18 protein-coding genes are annotated in these 22,339 nt (G+C 66.2%); 10 read left to right on the top strand and 8 right to left on the bottom strand.

Annotated elements, in window-relative coordinates:
• Nucleotides 1-115: 115 nt before the first annotated feature.
• A complete protein-coding gene (locus tag KF796_11295; GenBank protein MBX3587216.1) occupies nt 116-682 on the top strand; it encodes a C40 family peptidase in 567 nt (188 codons plus the stop codon).
• A gap of 95 nt (nt 683-777) precedes the next feature.
• Nucleotides 778-1,230, top strand: coding sequence for a pilin (locus tag KF796_11290; GenBank protein MBX3587215.1), 453 nt, complete (start codon nt 778-780; stop codon nt 1,228-1,230).
• Nucleotides 1,231-1,245: 15 nt separating this feature from the next.
• On the opposite strand, the gene KF796_11285 is transcribed toward KF796_11290, so the two are convergent.
• Both KF796_11285 and KF796_11280 read right to left on the bottom strand, forming a co-directional pair.
• Nucleotides 1,246-2,583 (bottom strand): hypothetical protein, encoded by a 1,338-nt coding sequence (locus tag KF796_11285; protein MBX3587214.1) that lies wholly within the window; start codon nt 2,581-2,583, stop codon nt 1,246-1,248.
• 94 nt (nt 2,584-2,677) lie between these two features.
• The gene (locus KF796_11280) at nt 2,678-3,268 is read right to left on the bottom strand and encodes a hypothetical protein (GenBank protein MBX3587213.1); all 591 of its coding nucleotides are present in this window, start codon (nt 3,266-3,268) and stop codon (nt 2,678-2,680) included.
• Between the two features lie 262 nt (nt 3,269-3,530).
• On the opposite strand from KF796_11280, the gene KF796_11275 reads away from it, so the two are divergent.
• Together KF796_11275 and KF796_11270 are read left to right on the top strand one after the other, a co-directional pair.
• Nucleotides 3,531-4,130 (top strand): hypothetical protein, encoded by a 600-nt coding sequence (locus KF796_11275; protein MBX3587212.1) that lies wholly within the window; start codon nt 3,531-3,533, stop codon nt 4,128-4,130.
• A gap of 148 nt (nt 4,131-4,278) precedes the next feature.
• Entirely contained in the window at nt 4,279-5,721 is a 1,443-nt protein-coding gene (locus KF796_11270) for an alpha/beta hydrolase (GenBank protein MBX3587211.1), read from the top strand.
• 84 nt (nt 5,722-5,805) lie between these two features.
• Here the strand turns inward: KF796_11270 and KF796_11265 are convergent, their stop codons facing one another.
• Nucleotides 5,806-6,678 (bottom strand): LysR family transcriptional regulator, encoded by an 873-nt coding sequence (locus tag KF796_11265; protein MBX3587210.1) that lies wholly within the window; start codon nt 6,676-6,678, stop codon nt 5,806-5,808.
• Between the two features lie 75 nt (nt 6,679-6,753).
• On the opposite strand from KF796_11265, the gene KF796_11260 reads away from it, so the two are divergent.
• Nucleotides 6,754-7,887, top strand: coding sequence for an MFS transporter (locus tag KF796_11260; GenBank protein ID MBX3587209.1), 1,134 nt, complete (start codon nt 6,754-6,756; stop codon nt 7,885-7,887).
• A 58-nt stretch (nt 7,888-7,945) separates the two neighbouring features.
• A complete protein-coding gene (locus tag KF796_11255; protein ID MBX3587208.1) occupies nt 7,946-8,458 on the top strand; it encodes a hypothetical protein in 513 nt (170 codons plus the stop codon).
• A 187-nt stretch (nt 8,459-8,645) separates the two neighbouring features.
• On the opposite strand, the gene KF796_11250 is transcribed toward KF796_11255, so the two are convergent.
• The 5 genes from KF796_11250 to aceE all read right to left on the bottom strand — a co-directional run bounded on the left by KF796_11250 (nt 8,646) and on the right by aceE (nt 16,008).
• Entirely contained in the window at nt 8,646-8,882 is a 237-nt protein-coding gene (locus tag KF796_11250) for a hypothetical protein (GenBank protein MBX3587207.1), read from the bottom strand.
• Between the two features lie 241 nt (nt 8,883-9,123).
• The gene (gene lpdA / locus KF796_11245) at nt 9,124-10,968 is read right to left on the bottom strand and encodes a dihydrolipoyl dehydrogenase (GenBank protein ID MBX3587206.1); all 1,845 of its coding nucleotides are present in this window, start codon (nt 10,966-10,968) and stop codon (nt 9,124-9,126) included.
• Nucleotides 10,965-11,555, bottom strand: coding sequence for an MFS transporter (locus tag KF796_11240; GenBank protein ID MBX3587205.1), 591 nt, complete (start codon nt 11,553-11,555; stop codon nt 10,965-10,967). Before KF796_11240 ends, lpdA begins: the two co-directional genes overlap by 4 nt.
• Nucleotides 11,556-11,563: 8 nt before the next feature.
• A complete protein-coding gene (gene aceF, locus KF796_11235) occupies nt 11,564-13,255 on the bottom strand; it encodes a dihydrolipoyllysine-residue acetyltransferase (protein MBX3587204.1) in 1,692 nt (563 codons plus the stop codon).
• A 17-nt stretch (nt 13,256-13,272) separates the two neighbouring features.
• Nucleotides 13,273-16,008: a pyruvate dehydrogenase (acetyl-transferring), homodimeric type gene (aceE, locus tag KF796_11230; GenBank protein ID MBX3587203.1), complete on the bottom strand. Its 2,736-nt coding sequence runs from the start codon at nt 16,006-16,008 to the stop codon at nt 13,273-13,275.
• A gap of 167 nt (nt 16,009-16,175) precedes the next feature.
• On the opposite strand from aceE, the gene KF796_11225 reads away from it, so the two are divergent.
• The 4 genes from KF796_11225 (at nt 16,176) to KF796_11210 (ending at nt 22,318) form a co-directional block, all read left to right on the top strand.
• Nucleotides 16,176-18,725 (top strand): PAS domain S-box protein, encoded by a 2,550-nt coding sequence (locus KF796_11225; GenBank protein MBX3587202.1) that lies wholly within the window; start codon nt 16,176-16,178, stop codon nt 18,723-18,725.
• Nucleotides 18,722-19,348 carry a response regulator transcription factor gene (locus tag KF796_11220; protein ID MBX3587201.1) on the top strand — a complete coding sequence of 209 codons (627 nt, stop codon included), beginning with the start codon at nt 18,722-18,724 and terminating at the stop codon, nt 19,346-19,348. The genes KF796_11225 and KF796_11220 overlap by 4 nt, the downstream gene beginning before the upstream one ends.
• Nucleotides 19,349-19,439: 91 nt before the next feature.
• Nucleotides 19,440-20,291: a bifunctional methylenetetrahydrofolate dehydrogenase/methenyltetrahydrofolate cyclohydrolase gene (locus tag KF796_11215; protein MBX3587200.1), complete on the top strand. Its 852-nt coding sequence runs from the start codon at nt 19,440-19,442 to the stop codon at nt 20,289-20,291.
• Between the two features lie 5 nt (nt 20,292-20,296).
• On the top strand, nt 20,297-22,318 hold the full coding sequence (locus KF796_11210; GenBank protein MBX3587199.1) for a M3 family metallopeptidase: 2,022 nt from the start codon (nt 20,297-20,299) through the stop codon (nt 22,316-22,318).
• Nucleotides 22,319-22,339 lie beyond the last annotated feature (21 nt).

The following is a 22,339-nucleotide window of genomic DNA, read 5'->3' as shown; positions in this document are numbered from 1 at the left end:
TGCAAGGCAGCGGGCAAGCCGGGCATGAATTCCATTCAAATCAACAGCTTAGAAGGGGAACTGGAAGAAAAACTTCACTTGACTTGGCCCGGGCACGCCGGTAACCTCCCGCTCCATGTCCCGATGGCTGTGCATTCTTCTGTTGGTCTGCGCCAGCGCCCATGCCGCGCCGGGCGCGCCTGCGGAAGACGACATGGCCCAGTTCATGGCCGACAAGGGGCTGCTCACCCGGCTCGGTGAAGTCCGCCACAACGTGACCGACCGCGCCTCGGATCTGGTGGTCACGGCCATGGGCTTCCTCGGCGTGCCCTACCGCCGTGGCGGCAACTCGGCCGAAACAGGTTTTGACTGCAGCGGCTTCGTGCGCGCCATGTACGAACAGACCATTGGCCTGCTGCTGCCGCGCCGCGCCAACGAGCAGGCCGCCGCCACCGAAACCATCGACAAGAAAGACCTGCAGCCCGGCGACCTGGTGTTCTTCAACACCATGCGCCGCGCCTTCAGCCACGTGGGCATCTATGTGGGCAACGGCAAGTTCATCCATTCACCCAGGCCGGGGGCCGAGGTGCGCGTGGAAAACATGGACATGAGCTACTGGTCGCGCCGCTTTGACGGCGCGCGCCGCGTGCTGGTGGGGGGCGCGCCCGCGCAGGAACCCAACCAGGCCCAGGCCTCCAGGTAGAACGCCGCGCCGCGGATCGGCGGCACAGGCATGACTTGACTCCCATGGCTCGCCCGCATCCTTCGTCCCCCGGCCGGTCCGGCCAGGGCTTCACGCTGGTCGAGCTCATGGTGGTGATCGCCGTCATCGCCATCCTCTCGCTGATCGCGCTGCCCAGCTACCTGGACAGCATCGTGCGCCAGCAGATTGCCGAAGCCCTGCCACTGGCCGATATCGCCAAACCGGCGATCGCGGCCGCGGCGCGCCTGGGCGCCCCCCTGCCCGCGGACAACACCGCCGCCGGTTTGCCCGAACCCGAAAAGATCGTGAGCAACCTCGTCAGCTCCGTGACGGTGCAGGAAGGCGCCATCCATCTCAGGTTCGGCAACAACGCCAACGGCACACTCAAGGGCAGGACGCTGACGCTGCGCCCGGCCGTGGTGGAAGACGCTCCCGTGGTCCCCGTGGCCTGGGTCTGCGGCGCGGCCGCGGTGCCGGACAAGATGACCGTGCGCGGCACCAACCGCACCGACATCCCCACCGGCCTGCTGCCACTGCGCTGCCGCTGAGGCCGCGCCAGCCGGTCAGAAGAACCAGCGCGGCTCCTCGGCCTCGGTCCTCCAGCCCGCGGCGCGCAGGCGTGTCCACTCCGGGGATCCGGTAATGACGTGGTCATACATGAACTGGTCGCGCGCATCCTTGAAGGCAAGTTCCACACGCTGCGCCAGTTGCGCGCGGATGGCCGGTGCATCAGCCCAGGTCTGGCCAGCCTCGATCAGCTTCGCGCATTCGGCGCGCACCGCGCCGACGCGGTCCGTGCGGGTGTCGCTGGTTTTGAGAGGGCCTTCAAAATGCAGGTGGTCGCCCTTTTTGTCGAGCCAGTCGCCACCCCAGGCCAGGTAGCTTTGCGTGCCACCCACGATCACTTCCACCAGCGCGCCCGACAGGTCCAGATGCGGCTCGAACCGCTTGAGCTGGCGGATGGCCTTGAAGAACTCGGCTGGCGTGGGCATGTAGTGGCCCGACTTGTTGTTGATGTAGACAATGCGGCCGTTGCTCACGCCCACCATGCCCGCGCCCAGCACGCGCCCGCCAGCCAGCAGCGAGGAATGGTGAAAGTTGTCGGCCACATGCATGTGCACGTACAGCCGCCCCGCGGGCGAGATCACATAGGCCCAGAAGCGCGGGTTGTAGAACACGATGGGCTTGAGCGGCCCGCAGTTGGACAGCTTGGTCCACAGCGGCACACCCGGCGTGCCGATGGCGGCCGCGAGCTTGCGCACCAGCCCCTTGTCATCGATGGTGCAGGCGTTTTCCCACTGCCGGTCGGGTGCGAGGTAGATCACGCGCTCGGCCAGTTGCACGGCGGCGGGCGAGCCATTGGCTTCCAGCCAGTCCCACAGGTTCAGCGGCGAGCCGGCGTCGGCCTCCCACTGGTGGAACAGCGCCATCAACTCGGCCTGGCGCCAGGAGTGGTGCCTGGGGTCGATCTTCTCGAGCCAGTAGTCGTGGCCTGACAGGGTCTTGGCCTTGGGCATGAAGCCGGCGCGCTGGGCCGCGCGCGCCGTGGCATTGCCGGCATACGAGGGAGCAAACACCGCGCGGACCGTGTTGAGGCGCCCGGCCGCGGCCTCGATGCCCTTGATGCGCTTGACGCACAGGCTGGCGTAGCGGTACAGCACGCCCAGCTGCGCCGCGCTTGTGGAGGTCTGGCTGAGGCGGATGGCCTCGGCCACCACCGCGTTGAGCGCCTCCAGCCGCAGTTGCCGGTTGGTGTCCTTGAGCGCGGCCGTGGCCGGCCTCATCAGCGTGGCCTTGCGGTAGATATCCAGGTTCTTGAAGATGCTCATCGAGGCCAGGCCGGTGTTGGCACTGACCGTGTCGCTCAGCCATTGGCTGCCCGACGGAACACTGTCGCTCATGTTGACTCCCGCGTGGTGGCGGGAGTATCCCCGAGCGCGGGGTGCAAGGCAATTGGCGTCTCGCCCGCACAACGGGCGAGACGCCCCGGGCACGTCAGAGCACGGCCGTGGGAATCGGCAGCATCGCAAAACCCAGCAAGCCGCCACTGGCCACCACCGCGGCCATCTGCGGCCAGGTGATCGTGAGGTACACGCCCTTGCCGCGGTCAATCTCCGGCAGCACCAGCACATAGGCGGTCAGCACGGCCGACCAGAAGGCCAGGCCCCCAAAGATCACGACCGCGGCCGGGCCCAGTGCCGACGACACCGACATGACCGCGCCAATGCCCTCGGCCAGGGGCTCGATGGCCTTCATGCCGCGCGGCAGCTGCTTGATCGCCTCATGGTCGATGCGCACCACCATGCCCCACAGCTCGGCCGAGACGTGGATGTATTGCTCAAATTCGTTCGAGCTGCGTTTGGCTTTCAGCAATCCGGCCGGTGCCGCAGGTGCCTGCGCCAGCACCACGGCCCGCAAGCCCTGAGCGACCGCCTCGCGATGGGCCGCTTCCACTTCGATGCCGAGCGAAGCCAGCGCCGCCAATGGATCGTCCAGCAAGGACTGACGGTTGGCGTCGGTTACCTGATCGCTGGAGAACAGGGCCATCATGGCCTGGGATGTTGGATCGAGCGCAATGCTGTTCATTGAAAATTCCCCCTGAGTGAATGGATATGGATCTGAGTACGAACACCGGACAAGCCGGGTTCGAGTCCGACCATAACAACGACCTGGGACTCATTGGGCGATACCGCACCATCCGGGTCAGATAAAGGCCACCGACCGGCATCTTATTGATGTGACTTCTTCACCTGGAGGGTTTGCGCGAGGTAGATAGTTTTCTGAATCGACGTGGCTGCGTGGGTCTCAGATACTTTTGCATATCTTCGGCTTTCAGCTTGTCCTAAACTTGCCCCGACTGAAACAGGGAGGAACACACATGGCCGACATATGGTTCAAATTGGGTTATCCGATCGGGCTTGACACGATGATTCCAGCCAACAATGGCGTGGCCACCAACCTGCCGGGCGGCATTCATGGCAACACCCAGGGCGGCATCTATCTGATCCTCAACCCGGGCCAAAGCAACCGGTACATGGGCATCACAACCAATTTCAGCAAACGCTTTGCCTCAAGGCAGGGGGCCTGCTTTGAACTCGGCCTGCCCAGAACCGCCCTGGCCAACGTTGTCGCGTTTCTGGGTGAGGTCAAGTACTGCGACACGGGGGGCAACGCCTGGACAACCGTGAACAACTATGCGGCCAGCAACACCAACATCACCCTGGACAACAGGAACTACGACTACGAGCATCTCTTCATCAAGAGCGTGCAGCATATCTGGGCGTTTGAGACCGTCTCCAACACCGTCAAGGTGGGCGCCCTGCGGAACAACCACAACGCGAATGCGATCACTGCAACGGTCACCTGGAGTGGCGGCCAGTGGCACAACTTCACCAATGGCACCAACGGGCTGGACATCAGCCTGGCCGCTGGCAACAGCTGGAATTGAACCCCCGCGGGCCGCCGGCCAGCAGTCTCCTGCGTGACTGGTGCACAGGGTATGCACTGATTTTTTCAACCGGGCTGACGTTGACACTGCCTTGGGCCGCCCCTGTTCCATTCAGACCGCGCCACCCTTCAACGACTGGAGACACCCCATGAAATTCCCCCCTCGCCTGCACCTGACCCTGATCGCCGGTGCGGCACTTCTGGCTTCCTGCGGCGGTGGCGGCGACGCCCCGGTCGTGGTCGTGCCGGAAGAAACCCGCCTGCAGGACAGCCGCACCTTCACCGCCGATGCCACCGCCACCACCTTCGCGGCCATGGCTGCCGCAGCCGGTGACGTGACCGACATGGCCACCACCAGCCGCTGGGCCGGCGTGCTGGGCGGCGCGGCCTACCGCGTCGAAGTGCCGGCCAACTGGAACGGCAAGCTGGTGATGTACGCGCATGGCTACGCCGGCACCGGCGCCGCCCTGGGCATCACCAACCCGTCCATCCGCCGCTACCTGATCCAGAACGGCTATGCCTGGGCAGCGTCGAGCTACAGCAAAAACTACTACGACGTGCGCGCCGGCGTGGAAGACACCAACGCGCTGGCACTGGAGTTCAACAAGATCGCCGCCAAGAACGGCCGCACGCTGGCCGAGCCCAGCAAGATCTACATCACCGGCCACTCCATGGGCGGGCACATCACGGGCGCGGCGATCGAGGCCGAAACCGCGGCCACCGCCATCAACAAGGTGAAGTACGCGGGTGCGGTGCCGATGTGCGGCGTGATGGGCGACGCCGAACTGTTCAACCAGTTCGCGGCCATGCAGGTCACCGCCCAGGTGCTGGCTGGCGTGCCGAGCTACCCGACTGACAAGTGGTCCGAGATCCAGGCCCTGGCGACCAGCGCGCTGTTCACCACCTTCCCGTCGGCCCCGACCGCGCAGGGCACCAAGTACCTGTCGGTGGTCAAGAACATCACCGGTGGCGAGCGGCCCATGTTCGCGCAGGGCATTGCGTTTGGCGGCAGCTTCCCGTCCGCCTACGGCACCTTTGGCAGCGATGGCACCGTAACCGGCATCCTGAACAAGAACGTGCTTGACACCACCGCCTACACCTATTCGATCGACGGTGACGCCGCCGGCTCCACGGCGCTGAACGCCGCGGCCATCAAGCTCAAGGCCGATCCCGAAGCCAACCGCCTGCGCCGCGACGGCCTGCGCTGGATTCCGGTCATCAATGGCGAGTTCAAGATTCCGGTGGTGTCCATCCACACGCTGGGCGACCTGTTCGTGCCCTTCAGCATGGAGCAGGTCTACCAGAAGCGCGTGGCCGCCAAGGGCAACAGCAACTGGCTGGTGCAGCGCGCGATCCGCGGGGTGAGCCATTGCGACTTCACCATCGCCGAGCAGACCGAGGCCTTCGACGCCATGATCAAGTGGGAGCGCGACGGCATCAAGCCGCTGGGCGACGATGTGGTGACCCCGGCCACCGTGGCAGCCACGACTTACGGCTGCACCTACACCCGCAACACGCTGGGCCCGGACGAGAGCGCCACAACGCGCGCGCTGCGCCCCGGCATCCTGGCGTCCACGCCTGCCTGCCCCTGATAAAGGCACAGCGATCTCAGCGAAAAAGGGGCCTTCGGGCCCCTTTTGTCTGCGTTGGGTCAGAAGAAAAAGGCACAGCGCATGTCAGTTCCCCACAAGCCACTGCAGAAAATACTGCGTCTGCGGTGAGGGATCCGGGGCTACACCGACGTAGTGCGGGCTCAGCGGCAGCCGCAAGTGTGGCAAGGGCGACATGAGCCGCCCCGAGGCCAGGTCGTGCGTGATCAGGGATACCGGCGCCATCGCAAAGCCCAGTCCGTCCACGGCAGCCTGCAGCACAAAGTGCAGATGATCAAACTGCAGACAGCTGGCGGGCTGGAGCCCAGGCGTTTTCACCTGCTTTTTCCAGCTCTCCCAATCCTTGCTCCGCGACTTGGACAGCAGCAGCACGTGGGATGACAGCGCCTCGGGCCGTGTCACTGGGCGCTGGGCGAAGAGCTTGGGCGCCCCCACCACCAGGGCCTCGTCCTCCAGGAACGGGTGGACCTGCATGCCCTGCGGCCACCCGCGCGGGCCTCGCCGCAGGGCCAGGTCAAAGGCCTGGGTCGTCTGGTCCGGTGCCAGAGTGCTGGTGATGACCTGGGGTTCGATGTCCGGGTGTTGGGCCACGAAGCCCGGCAGCCTCGGGATGAGCCAGCGCACCGCAAAGCTGGGCCGGACATTGACCTTGACGCTGCGCAACTCCGCGTCACTCCGCAGCAACTGGGCGGCCACCCCAATCTGCACCAGCGCGGGCCCGACCTGCGCGTGGAACTGGTGGCCCGCGGCCGTGAGGTGCACCTGCCGCGTCTTGCGCTCGAACAGGTCCACGCCCAGGTGGGATTCCAGCGCCTTGATCTGCCGGCTGATGGCGCTGTGGGTAACGTGCAGTTCCAGTGCGGCGCGGGTGAAGCTCTGGTGGCGCGCCGCCGCCGCAAAGGCGTGGACCGCGTTCAGCGGGGGCAAGCGGGGTGGCATGCGTGCAATTTTCTCACACGTGCCGCGCAGCAATGTCGTTTGTCGCGACCGGCGGCGCCGCGCACCATGCGGGTCATGCCAATGCCCCCAGCCACCCTCTCCGTCTCAGACCACCACTCTCGCCGCGCCGCCTTGGCGCTCGGCCTGTCACTCCCCGGAGACACGGTGCTTTACCTGCTGCTGCCGATGTTTGCCCCGGCGTTTGGCGTCACTTTGTTCGAGGCGGGCCTCCTGCTGGCGGCGAACCGCCTGGTGCGCATTGCAGGCTACGGTGCGGTGGCGCGGTTCTACGCCCGTCATGGCGAGCGGCTCACCTGCTCGCTGGCGGTGCTGGCCGCCGCCGTGTGTGCGCTGGGGTACGCCATCCTCAGCGGCTTCATCGCCTTGTTGTGCCTGCGGCTGCTGTGGGGTCTGGCCTTTGCGGCGCTGAACCTTGCCACGCAGGCGTTGGCCACGGCCGAGCCGGTGGGCGCGGCGCGGCGAGCCGGGCAGTCGCGCGCATTCGCGGCGCTGGGGCCCATGCTGGCGCTGCCCGCCGGTGCTGCCTGCGCGCTCTGGTGGGGGCCCCGCGCCATCTTCTGTGTGTTTGCCGCCGTTGCGTTGTGCGCCTTGCTGGCCACGCGGCAGTTGCCCGCCCAGCCGCATGCCCCGTCGCCACCACACAAGCGCTGGGGCAAGCTGCCGGGCCACCTGGATCGGTTTTCGTTCATTGAGGGGCTGGTGCTGGACGGCCTGTTCATCGTCGGCCTGTCCTATCTGGGCCGCGACGCGCTGCCAGGCAATCCGGTGATTGTGGCGGGGCTGTTGCTGTCGGTCCGCTATCTGGCAGAGATCGTGCTGAGTGCCGTGGGCGGCGATCTGGCACAGCGGCACGGCGCTGAAGTGCTGCTGGTGGGTTTTGCCGTGCTGACGTCGGTGGCCCTGGTGTGTTTTGGCTTGGGGTGGCTGTGGACCAGCGCACTGGCCATCGTGATTTTGCGGGCCCTGCTTCTGCCGCTGTTGCCGCCACTGGTCGCGCGCCGCACACCGGGGCCAGGACGCATCCAGGCGCTGGCCACGCGCTCGGTGTGGCGGGACCTGGGTGCCGGCGCGGGCCCGGTACTGGCGGGCGTGCTGCTACCGATCGCGCCGTCCGCCTGGGTCTACGGCGTGGCGGCGCTGCTGCTGTCAGCCACAGCCATCGCCTGTTGGGCGCCGCGCGGCGATTGATCGCCTGCGCATCGGCCATCGCCCCCCTTTCACAAACCCTCTTTTTGGAGAGCTGCCCTTGGACATCCACACCACATTGATCCGCTGCGCCGGTGGCACCGTCGACCTGCCTGCGCGGCCCATGAACCACCGCAGCGATGGCGGGCATGTGCTCGTCCACCCACCACGCGCCGTCTGGGACCGCAGCGAGCTGACGCCCGAGGAACTGGCGCGTTGGTCATGCCTGGTGGCCGCCACCGGCCGGGCCATGCTTGACACCTTGCCGCAGCTTGCTGGTGGCTGCCTCAACTACTGGGATGCGGGCAACAACGCGCTGAACCCGCTGGCCCACCCCCAGGGACCCAAAACCCCCACGCTGCACCGCAAGATGCATCTGCACGTGTTTGGTCGAAGCCCCCGGGCCACCCACCCGGACTGGCTGTGGGGCGAACCACCCCGGTTTCCGGAATTTGCGCAGTCCGACGCCTGGACCCGGCAGTTCACCCGTCTGGAGGACGACGAAGCTGCGGCCCTCGGTGCGCGAATCCAGGCGCTGCTGGACACGCGGTACGCCATTTGCCCGCCACAGTGACGGATGGAGCCCGGGCCGGTCACGGGCACGCCGGCTTGGTCCGCGTCCGTCTTCTTGCCGTGGGGATACAACCCACGGTTTGCAGCACCTGGTCATGGCCATGCGACGCAGGGGCTGCAATGCGCTGCGGGGCTGTCCGGCAATCGGCAGCTTGGGGTGCGCCACACGGCGGGTCTCAAAGGCGGGATCAGGTCAGGCGTTTTGTCATTCGAGGCCTGTTTCCAGCTGCGCGGTTGAGCGGCGATGCGGGGCTGTGCGCCAAACACGCGAAGGCAAAGAAGACAAACAAGGCCACGGCCAGAATCTTCCAGGGCCACGCGTGGTAGAGGCAGGCATTGGCGTTCCACCGTGACTTGAATGCCACCATTGTCTGTCCAACCGCTGCGCGCGCCGTGCTGACCTTCTCGTCGAATCCGACAATCATGTTGGCATGCTTTTCCTCATTTGCCGACTACGGTTGCAAGAACGTTCACTCCCGGCTGGAACCAGCGCGAACAGGCCGTGCGCTCCAGTGGGCGGGGCGCGGGACGGGCATTCGCGCGGCGATGTGCTCTCCCTCCCGCGTGATGCCGGTCCTGGGGTTGCGATCGGATGGCGCAACAGTTCTCCTGACGAGGCGCCAGTCAACCCATTTCAGGTCTCGACCAGGAAGGCAGTGAGCTGGATCACTTGCGCGCGGGCGGCACATCCGTGCAACTGCCATGCGCAATCTCCGCCGCCATGCCCATGCTCTCGCCCAGCGTGGGGTGCGGGTGAATCGTTTTGCCAATGTCCACCGCATCAGCGCCCATCTCGATGGCCAGCGCGATCTCGCCGATCATGTCGCCCGCATGGGTGCCGACGATGCCGCCGCCCAGAATGCGGCCGTGGCCATGGGCCTCGGGGCTGTCGTCGAACAGCAGCTTGGTGTAGCCCTCGTCACGGCCATTGGCAATGGCGCGGCCTGAGGCCGTCCAGGGGAACAGCCCCTTCTTCACCTTGATGCCTTGCGCCTTGGCCTGGTCTTCAGTCAGGCCAACCCAGGCCACTTCGGGGTCGGTGTAGGCCACGCTGGGGATCACGCGGGCGTTGAAGGCGGCGCTGGCCAGTTCCTTGTTGCCCTGCTGTTCGCCCGCAGCCACCTCGGCCGCCACATGCGCCTCATGCACGGCCTTGTGCGCCAGCATGGGCTGGCCCACGATGTCGCCAATGGCAAAGATGTGGGGCACGTTGGTGCGCATCTGGATGTCGACATTGATGAAGCCGCGGTCGGTCACGGCCACGCCGGCCTTGTCGGCGCCAATCTTCTTGCCGTTGGGCGTGCGGCCCACGGCCTGCAGCACGAGGTCATAGACCTGCGGCGCGGGCGCGGTGCCGCCCTCTTCCGCTGGCGCGAACGTGACTTCAATGCCCTCGGGCAAGGCACGCGCGCCCACGGTTTTGGTCTTGAGCATGATGTTGTCAAAGCGCTTGGCGTTCATCTTCTGCCAGACCTTGACGAGGTCGCGGTCGGCGCCCTGCATCAGGCCGTCGAGCATTTCCACCACGTCCAGCCGCGCGCCCAGCGTGCTGTAGACGGTGCCCATTTCCAGGCCGATGATGCCGCCGCCCAGGATCAGCATGCGCTTGGGTGTCGTGCGCAGTTCCAGCGCGCCGGTGGAGTCCACCACGCGCGGATCGTCGGGCATGAACGGCAGGTGCACGGCCTGCGAGCCCGCAGCGATGATCGCGTTGCGGAACTTCACGGTCTGCCGCTTGCCGGTCTTTTCCTGGCCGGTGGTGCCGCCGGTTTCCTCCACCTGCAGGTGGAACGGGTCCAGGAACTCGCCGTGGCCGCGCAGCACGGTCACCTTGCGCATCTTGGCCATGCTGTTCAGGCCGCCCGTGAGCTTGCCCACCACCTTGGCCTTGTGCTCGCGCAGCTTTTCGATGTTGACCACCGGCGTGCCGTAGCTCACGCCCAGCGCCTCGAAGTGGCTGACCTCGTCCATCACGGCCGCCACGTGCAGCAGGGCCTTGGACGGGATGCAGCCCACGTTCAGGCACACGCCACCCAGCGTGGCGTAGCGCTCCACCAGCACCACCTTCAGGCCCAGGTCGGCCGCGCGGAAGGCGGCGCTGTAGCCGCCGGGGCCGGCGCCCAGCACCAGCAGGTCGCATTCCAGGTCGGCACCGCCGGCGTGGCTGGCGGCTGCGGGCGCGGCCGCTGGCGCTTCACTTTTGATAGCAGAAGGTGCCCGTGCCTCCTGGACTTGCGCCTGTTTTGGCTCTGAAACCGGGGCGGCGGCCGCACCCGCGGCCTCCACCACCAGCACCACCGAGCCCTCGGCCACCTTGTCGCCGAGTTTGACCTTGATTTCCTTGACCACGCCGCCCTGGCTGGCCGGGATTTCCATCGAGGCCTTGTCGGACTCCACGGTGATCAGGCTCTGCTCGGGCTTGATCGTGTCGCCGGCCTTGACCAGCACCTCGATCACGGTCACTTCGGAAAAATCGCCGATGTCCGGCACCTTGATGTCGATGAGGCTCATTGGCCGCCTTTCAGTTTGATCGTGTAAAAGTCCGCCGGTCCGGCGGAGTTGCGGTCGAACTCGCAGCCCGCGGCCAGTCCGGCCTCGGCCACTTCGCGCGCCGACTTGGCCCGCGCGTACACCGCGTGCATGGCGCCCAGCGCAAAGCCGCGGCCCGACCCGACGCCCCAGAACTCCTTGAACTCGAACACCTCGCGGTAGCTGTACAGGCCGAAGATGCCGGCTGAATTGGCCATCAGCACGCTGAACTGGCTGGACTCGTAGGGGTCGTTGTCTTCTTCCTTGGTCTGCATGAAGAAGTTGTCCTTGAGCAGCGGGTGCAGCCGCGTGAAGGTGTCAAAAATCTCGTCGCGGCTGTGCAGCCGCAACTGCTCCTTGGGCAGGGCTTCCATGGCCTTGCGCAGCGCGGGGAAATGCGCCACCGTGCCGGCCATGCCAAGGTAGCAGGGCCCGTCCACGGCCTTGACCTGGAAGATCTTGCTGTTGGCCTCGAAGCGCTGCGGCAGGCGCGTGTCGCCAAAGGTCACCAGTGTGTCCGCCGCAATGGCCACCTGCCCGGCCTTCTTCACAACAACCACCGTGGTCATGCCAGGCCCTAGAGCAGCACGCGGCGGAAGTCAGCCAGGATCTGGCCCAGGTAGGCGTTGAAACGCGCCGCCGAGGCGCCGTCAATCACACGGTGGTCCCAGCTCAGCGACAGCGGCAGCATCAGGCGCGGCACGAACTGCTTGCCGTCCCACACCGGCTCCATGCTGCTCTTGCACACGCCCAGGATGGCCACCTCGGGCGCGTTGATGATGGGCGTGAAGTAGCGCCCGCCAATGCCGCCCAGGCTGCTGATGGTGAAGCAGGCGCCGCTCATGTCGGCCGGGCCCAGCTTGCCATCGCGCGCCTTCCTGGCCAGCTCCCCCATTTCCTGGCTGATCTGCAGCACGCCCTTCTTGTCGGCGTCCTTGATCACCGGCACCACCAGCCCGTTGGGTGTGTCGGCCGCGAAGCCGATGTGGAAGTACTGCTTGAGCACCAGCTGCTCGCCATCCAGCGAGCTGTTGAAGTCGGGGAACTTCTTGAGCGCGGCCACGCAGGCCTTGATCAGAAAGGCCAGCATGGTGACCTTGATGCCGGACTTTTCGTTCTCCTTGTTGGTCGAGACACGAAACGCCTCGAGTTCGGTGATGTCGGCGTCGTCGTGGTTGGTAACGTGCGGGATCATCACCCAGTTGCGATGCAGGTTGGCGCCGCTGATCTTCTTGATGCGCGAGAGGTCCTTGCGCTCCACCGCGCCAAACTTGGTGAAGTCCACCTTGGGCCAGGGCAGCAGGCCCAGCGCCTCGCCACCGCCGCCACCGGCCGGGGCCTTGGCGCTTTGCGCCTTGGTCTGCATCGCGCCGGCCATGACGGCCTTGGTGAAGCCCTGCACATCGTCTTGCGTGATGCGGCCCTTGGGGCCGCTGCCCTTGACTTCTTCAAGCGGCACACCCAGCTCACGCGCGAACTTGCGCACCGAGGGGGACGCGTGCGGCAGCTGGCCCGTGGGCGTGCCGGGCTGGTGAGCGGCTGGTGGTGACGCCACGTCCGTTCGCCCTGAGCCTGTCGAAGGGCTCGCCGCAGGGGCTTCGGCGGAGCTTGTCCTGAGCTTGTCGGAGGGCTCAGCCCGAACGGTGGCCGGTGCTGTGGCGGGCGCGGATGCAGCCGGCGCGGCTGCACCCGTTCCTTCCACCATGGCGATCAGGTCGCCAATGTTGACCGTGTCACCGACCTTGACCTTGAGCTCCTTGAGCTTGCCGGCCGCGGACGAGGGAATTTCCATCGACGCCTTGTCCGACTCGACGGTGATCAGCGACTGTTCGAGCTTGATCGCATCACCGGGTTTGACCAGCACCTCGATCACGGCCACGTCCTTGAAGTCGCCAATGTCGGGCACCCGCACCTCGACCGGGCCAGCGGCGGCCGCGGGGGCCGCCGGTGGGCTTGCTACAGTTTGCGTAGCAGCCTGTGCAGGCGCAGCGGGCGCTGCAGCTTCTTTTGGCTCCGCAGCCGGCGCGGCGGCAGCGCTTTCCAGCACCACCACCACCGAGCCCTCGGCCACCTTGTCGCCAAGCTTGACGCGCAATTCCTTCACCACGCCAGCCGCCGACGAAGGAATCTCCATCGAGGCCTTGTCGGACTCGACAGTGATCAGCGACTGCTCGGCCTTGACCGTGTCACCGGCCTTGACCAGCAGTTCAATGACCGAAACCTCATCGAAGTCGCCGATGTCCGGGACTTTTACTTCAACCAATGCCATGGGTTTGTCTCCGGTTCTTATGCGTACAGCGGGTTGATCTTGTCGACATTGATGCCGTACTTCTTGATGGCTTCGGCCACCTTGGCGGCGGGCACGGTGCCGTCCTCGCTCAGCGCCTTCAGGGCCGCCACCACGATGTAGTGGCGGTTCACCTCGAAGTGCTCGCGCAGCTTGCCGCGGAAGTCGCTGCGGCCAAAGCCGTCGGTGCCCAGCACCTTGTAGGTGCGGCCCTTGGGCAGGAAGGAACGGATCTGCTCGGCGTACGACTTCATGTAGTCGGTGGACGCCACGACCGGACCCGCATGCCCTTCGAGCTGCTGGCTCACAAAGGGCACCATGGGTTTGTCCGTGGGGTGCAGCATGTTGTGGCGCTCGGCGGCCTGGCCGTCGCGCGCCAGCTCGTTGAAGCTCGGGCAGCTCCACACATCAGCGGCCACGCCCCAGTCCTTGTCGAGCAGGTCCTGGGCGGCGATGCTCTCGCGCAGGATGGTGCCGCTGCCCAGCAGCTGCACGCGCGGCGCGCTGCCCTTGGCGGACGCGCCGGCCCCGGGCTTGCACAGGTACATGCCCTTGATGATCTGCTCTTCGGTGCCCGGTGTGAGGCCTGGCATGGCGTAGTTTTCGTTGAGCAGGGTCAGGTAGAAATAGACGTTGTCCTGCTTTTCCACCATGCGCTTGAGGCCGTGGTGCAGGATCACGCCCACCTCGTGCGCAAAGGTCGGGTCGTAGCTGATGCAGTTGGGGATGGTGCCGGCCAGGATGTGGCTGTGGCCGTCCTCGTGCTGCAGGCCTTCGCCATTGAGCGTGGTGCGGCCCGAGGTGCCACCCAGCAGGAAGCCGCGCGCCTGCATGTCGCCCGCCGCCCAGGCCAGGTCGCCAATGCGCTGGAAGCCGAACATCGAGTAATACACATAGAACGGCACCATGATGCGGTTGCTGGTGCTGTAGCTCGTGGCGGCGGCGATCCAGCTGCTCATGCCGCCGGCTTCGTTGATGCCTTCCTGCAGGATCTGGCCCGCCTTGTCTTCCTTGTAGTACATCACCTGGTCCTTGTCGACCGGGGTGTACTGCTGGCCCGCGGGGTTGTAGATGCCGACTTGGCGGAACAGGCCTTCCATGCCGAAGGTGCGGGCTTCATCGACCAGGATGGGCACCACGCGCGGACCCAGCGCCTGGTCGCGCAGCAGCTGCGTGAGAAAGCGCACATAGGCCTGGGTGGTGGAAATCTCCCGGCCCTCGGCGGTGGGCTCCAGCACGGCCTTGAAGGTCTCGAGCGACGGCACGGTGAAGCTCTCGTCGGCCTTGACGCGGCGGTGTGGCAGGTAGCCGCCCAGTGCCTTGCGCCGCTCGTGCAGGTACTGCATTTCAGGCGTGTCGTCGGCGGGCTTGTAGAACGGCAGCTTGGGCAGTTCGCTGTCGGGGATGGGAATGTTGAAGCGGTCGCGGAAGGCCTTGATGTCCTCGTCGGTCAGCTTCTTGGTCTGGTGCACGGTGTTCTTGCCTTCACCGATCTTGCCCATGCCAAAGCCCTTGACGGTCTTGATCAGCAGCACCGAGGGCTGGCCCTGGTGGTTGACCGCGCGGTGGAAGGCCGCATAGACCTTCTGCGAATCATGGCCGCCGCGCTTGAGGTTCCAGATGTCGTCGTCGCTCATGTGCGAGACCATTTCCAGCGTGCGCGGGTCGCGGCCGAAGAAATGCTTGCGCACGTAGGCGCCGTCGTTGGCCTTGAAGGCCTGGTAGTCACCATCGTTGGTGTCCATCATGAGCTTGCGCAGCGCACCATCTTTGTCGCGCGCCAGCAGCGGGTCCCAGTTGCTGCCCCACAGCAGCTTGATCACGTTCCAGCCCGCGCCGCGGAACTCGCCTTCGAGCTCCTGCACGATCTTGCCGTTGCCGCGCACCGGGCCGTCCAGGCGCTGCAGGTTGCAGTTGATGACGAAGATCAGGTTGTCCAGGTTCTCACGCGCGGCCAGGCCGATGGCGCCCAGGCTTTCCACCTCGTCCATTTCGCCGTCACCGCAGAACACCCAGACCTTGCGGTTGGCGGTGTCGGCAATGCCGCGCGCGTGCAGGTACTTGAGAAAGCGCGCCTGGTAGATCGCCATCAGCGGGCCCAGGCCCATGGACACCGTGGGGAACTGCCAGAACTCGGGCATCAGCTTGGGGTGCGGGTAGCTCGACAGGCCCTTGCCATCCACCTCCTGGCGGAAGTTGAGCAGTTGCTCCTCGGTCAGCCGGCCTTCCAGGTAGGCTCGCGCATACACGCCGGGCGACACATGGCCCTGGATGTAGACGCAGTCGCCGCCATGGTTTTCGCTCTCGGCATGCCAGAAGTGGTTGAAGCCGGCGCCAAACATGTTGGCCAGCGAGGCAAACGAGCCGATGTGCCCCCCCAGGTCGCCGCCGTCCACCGGGTGGTGGCGGTTGGCCTTGACCACCATGGCCATGGCGTTCCAGCGCATGTAGGCGCGCAGGCGCTCCTCCACCTCGATGTTGCCCGGGCAATGGGCCTCGTCGGGCGGTTCGATGGTGTTGACATACCCGGTGGTGGCCGAGAACGGCATGTCGATGCCCTCCTGGCGCGCCTGTTCCAGCAGTTGCTCGAGCAGGAAGTGGGCGCGGGCGCGGCCCTCGGCGTTGGTGCCGCTGCTGGCAATGACGGCGGACAGCGCGTCGATCCATTCGCGGGTTTCCTGGGCGTCCGCATCGTTTGCGGCCGACCCAAACAGTTTGTCGGGCATGGCTGACATCTTTGTCTCCTCGTGGGCGATGACGTAATTTAGTACGGTGACCCTAAGTCTCTCACAGATTTCTGTCAATTTCAAATGGTGCTTATACTTTTCATATTATGAATTTCTGAATCGAATCCGTTCGGCGAAGCATTGCAACTGCAGCCTGCCCCTACACTCCAAGCTCCATGCAAGAACCTTCGTCGCCCACCCCCACCGGCTCCCGCTTCGGCGTGTCCGCGGCGTGGTGGCGCCACTGGTGGCGGCGCCAGACGCCCGGCCGGCAGGACCGCTTTGCCATGCTGGCGCCAGTGGCGGCCGTGCTGATGTTTCTGGCGGCCATCATTTCGGCCTTCTGGTACCTGCGCCTGGAGGAAGTGGACCGCGAGCACGAAGCCGTCAAGCGCGATGTGGAATACGCCCAGCAGCGCGTGCGCCTGCGCCTGCTGGAGCGCCAGGAGCAGCTGATGCGGCTGGCCCGCGATGCCTCCAACCACGAGATCGACTTTGACGAATTCATGGGCCGCGCCGAGTCGCTGGTCAGCCAGTACCCCGAGTTGCAGGCCCTCACCTGGATTGACGACCGCCGCCGCATCCGCGCCAGCTATGCGGCGCCCAGCGTCACTGGCAATCAGTTGCGGCCCGCGGGCACGACGCTGCGCGCGGGCGGCGAAACCGAAAGCACCTACAGCCTGGCGCGAGACCTGCAGCAGCCCGTCTATTCCCAGCCCGCGGGCGGCACCGACACCACGGGGCTGCTGCAGCTGCACATTCCGCTGGCCGACCAGGGCCGCTTCTCGGGCGTGGTGCTGGGCGAATACTCCATCGACGGCCTGCTGCGCTATGGCGTGCCGTCCGAGGTGCAGGCAAAGTACGCCGTGGCCTTTCTCGACGCCAAGAGCCACCTGCTGGCGGGCACCTCGGTGCCCACGCGCGACCCGGCCACCGGCATGCTGAGCTTTGCCAGCAAGCCCAATGAGTACGAGGTGCCGGTGTCCCCCGTGGGCAACGGGCTGGTGATCCGGGCCCAGGCCTACCGCGCCTCGCTGGGGGTGATCGGCAGCGGCCTGTTCTGGCTGGTCAGCGCGCTGAGCGCCATGACGGCCTGGATGCTGATCGGCAACTGGCGCCACACCCGCCGGCGCATGCAGGCCCAGCAGGCGCTGATCTCCGAAACCAATTTCCGCCGGGCCATGGAAAACTCCATGCTCACGGGCATGCGCGCGCTCGACATGCAGGGGCGCATCACCTACGTCAACGCCGCGTTCTGCCAGATGACGGGCTGGGGCGAGGCCGAGCTGGTCGGACGCACCCCGCCCTTCCCCTACTGGCCCGAAGCCGACCGCGAGCAGCTCGCGGCGCGGCTGGACGACGAGCTCAATGGCCGATCCACGCCGGGCGGCTTCCAGGTGCGCGTCAAGCGCAAGGACGGCTCGCTGTTTGACGCGCGGCTGTACGTCTCGCCGCTGATCGACGCGGTGGGCAAGCAGACCGGCTGGATGACCTCGATGACCGACATCACCGAGCCCAACCGCATCCGCGAGCAGCTGTCGGCCTCGTACGAGCGCTTTACCACGGTGCTGGAGGCGCTGGACGCCGCGGTCTCGGTGGCGCCACTGGGCAGCGAGGAACTGCTGTTCGCCAACAAGCTGTACCGCCTGTGGTTTGGCACCCAGACCGTGGGCCACCTGCAGATGGTGGCCCAGGCCGGGGTGCCCAACCGGCCCACCACGGACGAGTCGCTCGACGAGGTGGACTCCTTCGTGGGCCTGCCCACCGACTCGCTGATGGCCGCCCAGTCGGGCAACGCCGAAATCTTCGTGCCCGAGCTGGGCAAATGGATCGAGGTGCGCTCGCGCTACCTGAACTGGGTGGACGGGCGGCTGGCCCAGATGGTGATTGCGTCCGACATCACGCCGCGCCGCCACGCCGAGGAGCAGGCCGAGGCCCAGGCCGAGCGCGCGCAGTCGGCCAGCCGGCTGATCACGATGGGCGAGATGGCCTCCAGCGTGGCCCACGAGCTCAACCAGCCGCTGACCGCCATCAACAACTACTGCAACGGCATGATCTCGCGCATCAAGGGCAAGCAGATCCAGGAGGAAGACCTGCTGGCCGCGCTCGACAAGACCGCGCGCCAGGCCCAGCGCGCCGGCCAGATCATCCAGCGCATCCGCTCCTTCGTGAAGCGCAGCGAACCCAACCGCACGGCCGCCGACATCGCGGCCATGGTCAACGAGGCGGTGGAGCTGGCCGGCATCGAGCTGCGCCGGCGCAACGTGCGGCTGTCGCACTACGTGGCCGCACGCCTGCCCAAACTGCATGTGGACCCGATCCTGATCGAGCAGGTGCTGGTGAACCTGCTCAAGAACGCGGCGGAGTCCATCGACCATGCCCAGCGGCCCACGGCCCGGCGCAGCGTCGAGCTGCGCGTGGTGCCCAAGCAGATGGGCGAGCAGCCGGTGATCGAGTTTTCGGTGCTGGACTCGGGCGCGGGCCTCGCGCCCGAAGTCATGGACCGGCTCTATGAAGCCTTCTTCTCGACCAAGGTGGAGGGCATGGGCATTGGCCTGAACCTGTGCCGCACCATCGTCGAGTCGCACCACGGCCGGATGCTGGCCGAGAACATCTACAATGGGCCGGAAGTGGCCGGATGCTGTTTTTCCTTCTGGATACCGGTGTCTGACGCTACAAATTCCATAGTGTCACCTTCAACCAAGGATGCCGGAGTGTCTGCATGAGTTTGATTCCGAAGAAGGGTACGGTCTATGTGGTGGACGACGACGAAGCCGTCCGCGATTCCCTGCAGTGGTTGCTGGAGGGCAAGGACTACCGGGTCCGCTGTTTTGAATCCGCCGAATCGTTCCTGTCGCGCTACGACCCGCGCGAGGTGGCCTGCCTGATCGTGGACATCCGCATGGCCGGCATGACCGGGCTGGAACTGCAGGACCGCCTGATCGAGCGCAAGTCGCCGCTGCCCATCGTCTTCATCACCGGCCACGGCGACGTGCCCATGGCCGTCAACACCATGAAGAAGGGCGCGATGGACTTCATCCAGAAGCCCTTCAAGGAAGAAGAGCTGGTGAGCCTGGTCGAGCGCATGCTCGAGCATGCCAAGGACGCCTTCGCCGACTCGCAGAGCGCGGCCAGCCGCGACGCCCTGCTGTCCAAGCTGACCAGCCGCGAGGCCCAGGTGCTGGAGCGCATCGTGGCCGGGCGGCTCAACAAGCAGATCGCCGACGACCTGGGCATCAGCATCAAGACGGTGGAGGCGCACCGCGCCAACATCATGGAAAAGCTCAACGCCAACACCGTGGCCGACCTGCTCAAGATCGCCCTGGGGCAGAACGCACCGAAAACCTGACGCTCTTTTTTTGATAGCACACTGCGCCCGCCCCTTCTGGACTAGCGGGCGTTTTCACTTGCAAAACTGACGCAACCGAGCCCATCCAAGCATGACAGCCCAACTGATTGACGGCAACGCCCTGTCCAGAACCATCCGCGGCGAGGTGGCCGGCCGCACGGCCGCGCTCAAGGCCCGCGGCATCCAGCCCGCCCTGTCCATCATCCTGGTGGGCGACGACCCGGCCAGCCAGGTCTACACCCGCCACAAGGTCAACGACAGCGCCGAGACCGGCCTGGCCGCCACGCTGGAACGCTACCCCGCTGATATGAGCGAGGCCGACCTGCTGCGCCGCATCCGCGAGCTCAACAGCGACCCCGCCGTGCACGGCATCCTGGTGCAGTTGCCCCTGCCCGGACACATGGACTCGCACCGGGTGATCGAAACCATCTCGCCGGCCAAGGACGTGGACGGCTTCCACGTGGCCAGCGCCGGCGCCCTGATGGTGGGCCAGCCGGGCTTCTGGCCCTGCACGCCCTACGGCTGCATGAAGATGCTGGAGTCCATCGGCTATGACCTCAAGGGCAAGCATGCGGTGGTGATTGGGCGCAGCAACATCGTGGGCAAGCCCATGGCCCTGATGCTGCTGCAGAAGAACGCCACGGTCACCATCTGCCACAGCGCCACGGCCAACCTCAAGGCCCTGACGCTGCAGGCCGACGTGGTGGTGGCCGCCGTCGGCAAGCGCAATGTGCTCACGGCCGACATGGTCAAGCCCGGCGCCGTGGTGATCGACGTGGGCATGAACCGCAATGACGAGGGCAAGCTGTGCGGCGACGTGGACTTTGCCGGCGTCAGCGAAGTGGCCGGCTGGATCACGCCCGTGCCCGGCGGCGTGGGCCCCATGACCCGCGCCATGCTGCTGGTCAACACCCTTGAAGCCGCCGAAAGCATGGCCAAGTAAGCCCCATGAACAACCCCCTTCTTGACTTCCAGGACCTGCCGCAGTTCGACCGCATCCGGCCGGCCGACGTGGCGCCCGCGATCGACCAGTTGCTGGCCGCGGCCAACCAGGCCCTGGAGACCGTGACCCAGCCCGACTTTCCGGCCCGGTGGGACCGCATTGCCCAGACCCTGGACGTGGCCACCGAGCAGTTGGGCCGCGCCTGGGGCGCCGTGAGCCACCTCAACAGCGTGGCCGATTCGGCCGAGCTGCGCGCCGCCTACAACGAGGCCCTGCCCCGGGTCACCGAGTTCTGGACCCGGCTGGGCGCCGACGAGCGGCTGTACGCCAAGTACAAGGCCATTGACACGGCCGCGCTCAACGCCGAACAGCGCCAGGCGCACAGCAATGCCGTGCGCAACTTCGTGCTGTCGGGCGCTGAGCTCACCGGCGCCGCCAAGGCCCGGTTCGCGCGCATCCAGGAGCGCCAGGCCGAGCTGAGCCAGAAGTTCAGCGAGAACGCGCTCGACGCCACCGAAGCCTGGAGCTACTACGCCAGCGAAGCCGAGCTTGACGGCGTGCCCGCCGACGTGAAGCAGGCCGCGCGCGCGCTGGCCCAGGGCGAAGGCAAGGACGGCTACAAGCTCACACTCAAGATGCCCAGCTACCTGCCGGTGATGCAGTTCGCCCGCAGCAGCGCGCTGCGCGAAAAGCTCTACCGCGCCTACGTGACCCGCGCCAGCGACCAGGGCGACCCGGCCTTTGACAACTCCAGGCTGATCGGCGAAATCCTGGCGCTACGCCATGAAGAAGCCCAGCTGCTGGGCTACCGCAACTTCGGCGAGGTGTCGGTGGTCACCAAGATGGCCGACACGCCCGACCAGGTCATCCGCTTCCTGCGGGACCTGGCCCGCAAGGCCCGCCCCTACGCCGAGCAGGACGTGGCCGACCTGCGCGCCTTTGCCGCCAGCGACCTGGCCCTGGCCGACCCGCAGCCCTGGGACTGGACCTACATCGGCGAGAAGCTCAAGGAAGCGCGCTACGCCTTCAGCGAGCAGGAGGTCAAGCAGTATTTCACCGCGCCCAAGGTGCTGGGCGGCCTGTTCAAGATCGTCGAGACGCTGTTCGAGGTGGCCATCCGCAAGGACAGCGCGCCGGTCTGGCACCCCTCGGTCGAGTTCTACCGGATCGAGCGCCAGGGCCAGCTGGTGGGCCAGTTCTACCTCGACCCGTCGGCCCGCACCGGCAAGCGCGGCGGCGCCTGGATGGACGACGTGCGCGCGCGCTGGCTGCGGCCCGACACCGGCACGCTGCAAACCCCCATCGCCCACCTGGTCTGCAACTTTGCCGATGGCGTGGACGGCAAGCCGCCGCTGCTCACCCACGACGACGCCACCACCCTGTTCCACGAGTTTGGCCACGGCCTGCACCACATGCTGACCCAGGTCAACGAGCACGACGTGTCGGGCATCAGCGGCGTCGAGTGGGACGCCGTGGAGCTGCCCAGCCAGTTCATGGAGAACTTCTGCTGGGAATGGGATGTGCTGCGCCACATGACCGCCCATGTGGACACCGGCGAGCCGCTGCCGCGCGCCTTGTTCGACAAGATGCTGGCGGCCAGGAACTTCCAGAGCGGGCTGCAGACGCTGCGCCAGATCGAATTTGCGCTGTTTGACATGCTGCTGCACACCGGGCATGACCCGGCGCAGGACTTCATGCCCCTGCTCAACCAGGTGCGGGCCGAAGTGGCCGTGCTGCAGGCCCCGGCCTTCAGCCGCACCGCGCATACTTTCAGCCACATCTTTGCGGGCGGCTACGCGGCGGGTTACTACAGCTACAAATGGGCCGAAGTGCTCAGCGCCGACGCCTACGCCGCTTTTGAAGAAACAGCGGGTAAAGACGGTGCGCCAAGTGTTGAAACCGGTAGAAAATACCGCCAGGCCATCCTCGAAGCGGGCGGCAGCCGCCCGGCCATGGAGTCGTTCAAGGCGTTCCGTGGCCGCGAGCCCTCGCTCGACGCCCTGCTGCGCCACCAGGGCATGGCCTGAACACATTACCGCGTTGGAGAA

The sequence above is a fragment of the Ramlibacter sp. genome (assembly GCA_019635435.1).
GTDB lineage: Bacteria > Pseudomonadota > Gammaproteobacteria > Burkholderiales > Burkholderiaceae_C > JAHBZM01.
This window is presented reverse-complemented; position numbering and strand designations above follow the sequence as displayed.

Excerpts from the sequence above, each read along its gene's own strand:
- KF796_11295 (MBX3587216.1), top strand. The coding sequence starts at position 116 with ATGTCCCGATGGCTGTGCATTCTTCTGTTGGTCTGCGCCAGCGCCCAT.
- KF796_11285 (MBX3587214.1), bottom strand. The coding sequence starts at position 2,583 with ATGAGCGACAGTGTTCCGTCGGGCAGCCAATGGCTGAGCGACACGGTC.
- KF796_11280 (MBX3587213.1), bottom strand. The coding sequence starts at position 3,268 with ATGAACAGCATTGCGCTCGATCCAACATCCCAGGCCATGATGGCCCTG.
- KF796_11270 (MBX3587211.1), top strand. The coding sequence starts at position 4,279 with ATGAAATTCCCCCCTCGCCTGCACCTGACCCTGATCGCCGGTGCGGCA.
- KF796_11265 (MBX3587210.1), bottom strand. The coding sequence starts at position 6,678 with ATGCCACCCCGCTTGCCCCCGCTGAACGCGGTCCACGCCTTTGCGGCG.
- KF796_11260 (MBX3587209.1), top strand. The coding sequence starts at position 6,754 with ATGCCAATGCCCCCAGCCACCCTCTCCGTCTCAGACCACCACTCTCGC.
- KF796_11250 (MBX3587207.1), bottom strand. The coding sequence starts at position 8,882 with ATGATTGTCGGATTCGACGAGAAGGTCAGCACGGCGCGCGCAGCGGTT.
- lpdA (MBX3587206.1), bottom strand. The coding sequence starts at position 10,968 with ATGAGCCTCATCGACATCAAGGTGCCGGACATCGGCGATTTTTCCGAA.
- KF796_11240 (MBX3587205.1), bottom strand. The coding sequence starts at position 11,555 with ATGACCACGGTGGTTGTTGTGAAGAAGGCCGGGCAGGTGGCCATTGCG.
- aceF (MBX3587204.1), bottom strand. The coding sequence starts at position 13,255 with ATGGCATTGGTTGAAGTAAAAGTCCCGGACATCGGCGACTTCGATGAG.
- aceE (MBX3587203.1), bottom strand. The coding sequence starts at position 16,008 with ATGTCAGCCATGCCCGACAAACTGTTTGGGTCGGCCGCAAACGATGCG.
- KF796_11225 (MBX3587202.1), top strand. The coding sequence starts at position 16,176 with ATGCAAGAACCTTCGTCGCCCACCCCCACCGGCTCCCGCTTCGGCGTG.
- KF796_11220 (MBX3587201.1), top strand. The coding sequence starts at position 18,722 with ATGAGTTTGATTCCGAAGAAGGGTACGGTCTATGTGGTGGACGACGAC.
- KF796_11215 (MBX3587200.1), top strand. The coding sequence starts at position 19,440 with ATGACAGCCCAACTGATTGACGGCAACGCCCTGTCCAGAACCATCCGC.
- KF796_11210 (MBX3587199.1), top strand. The coding sequence starts at position 20,297 with ATGAACAACCCCCTTCTTGACTTCCAGGACCTGCCGCAGTTCGACCGC.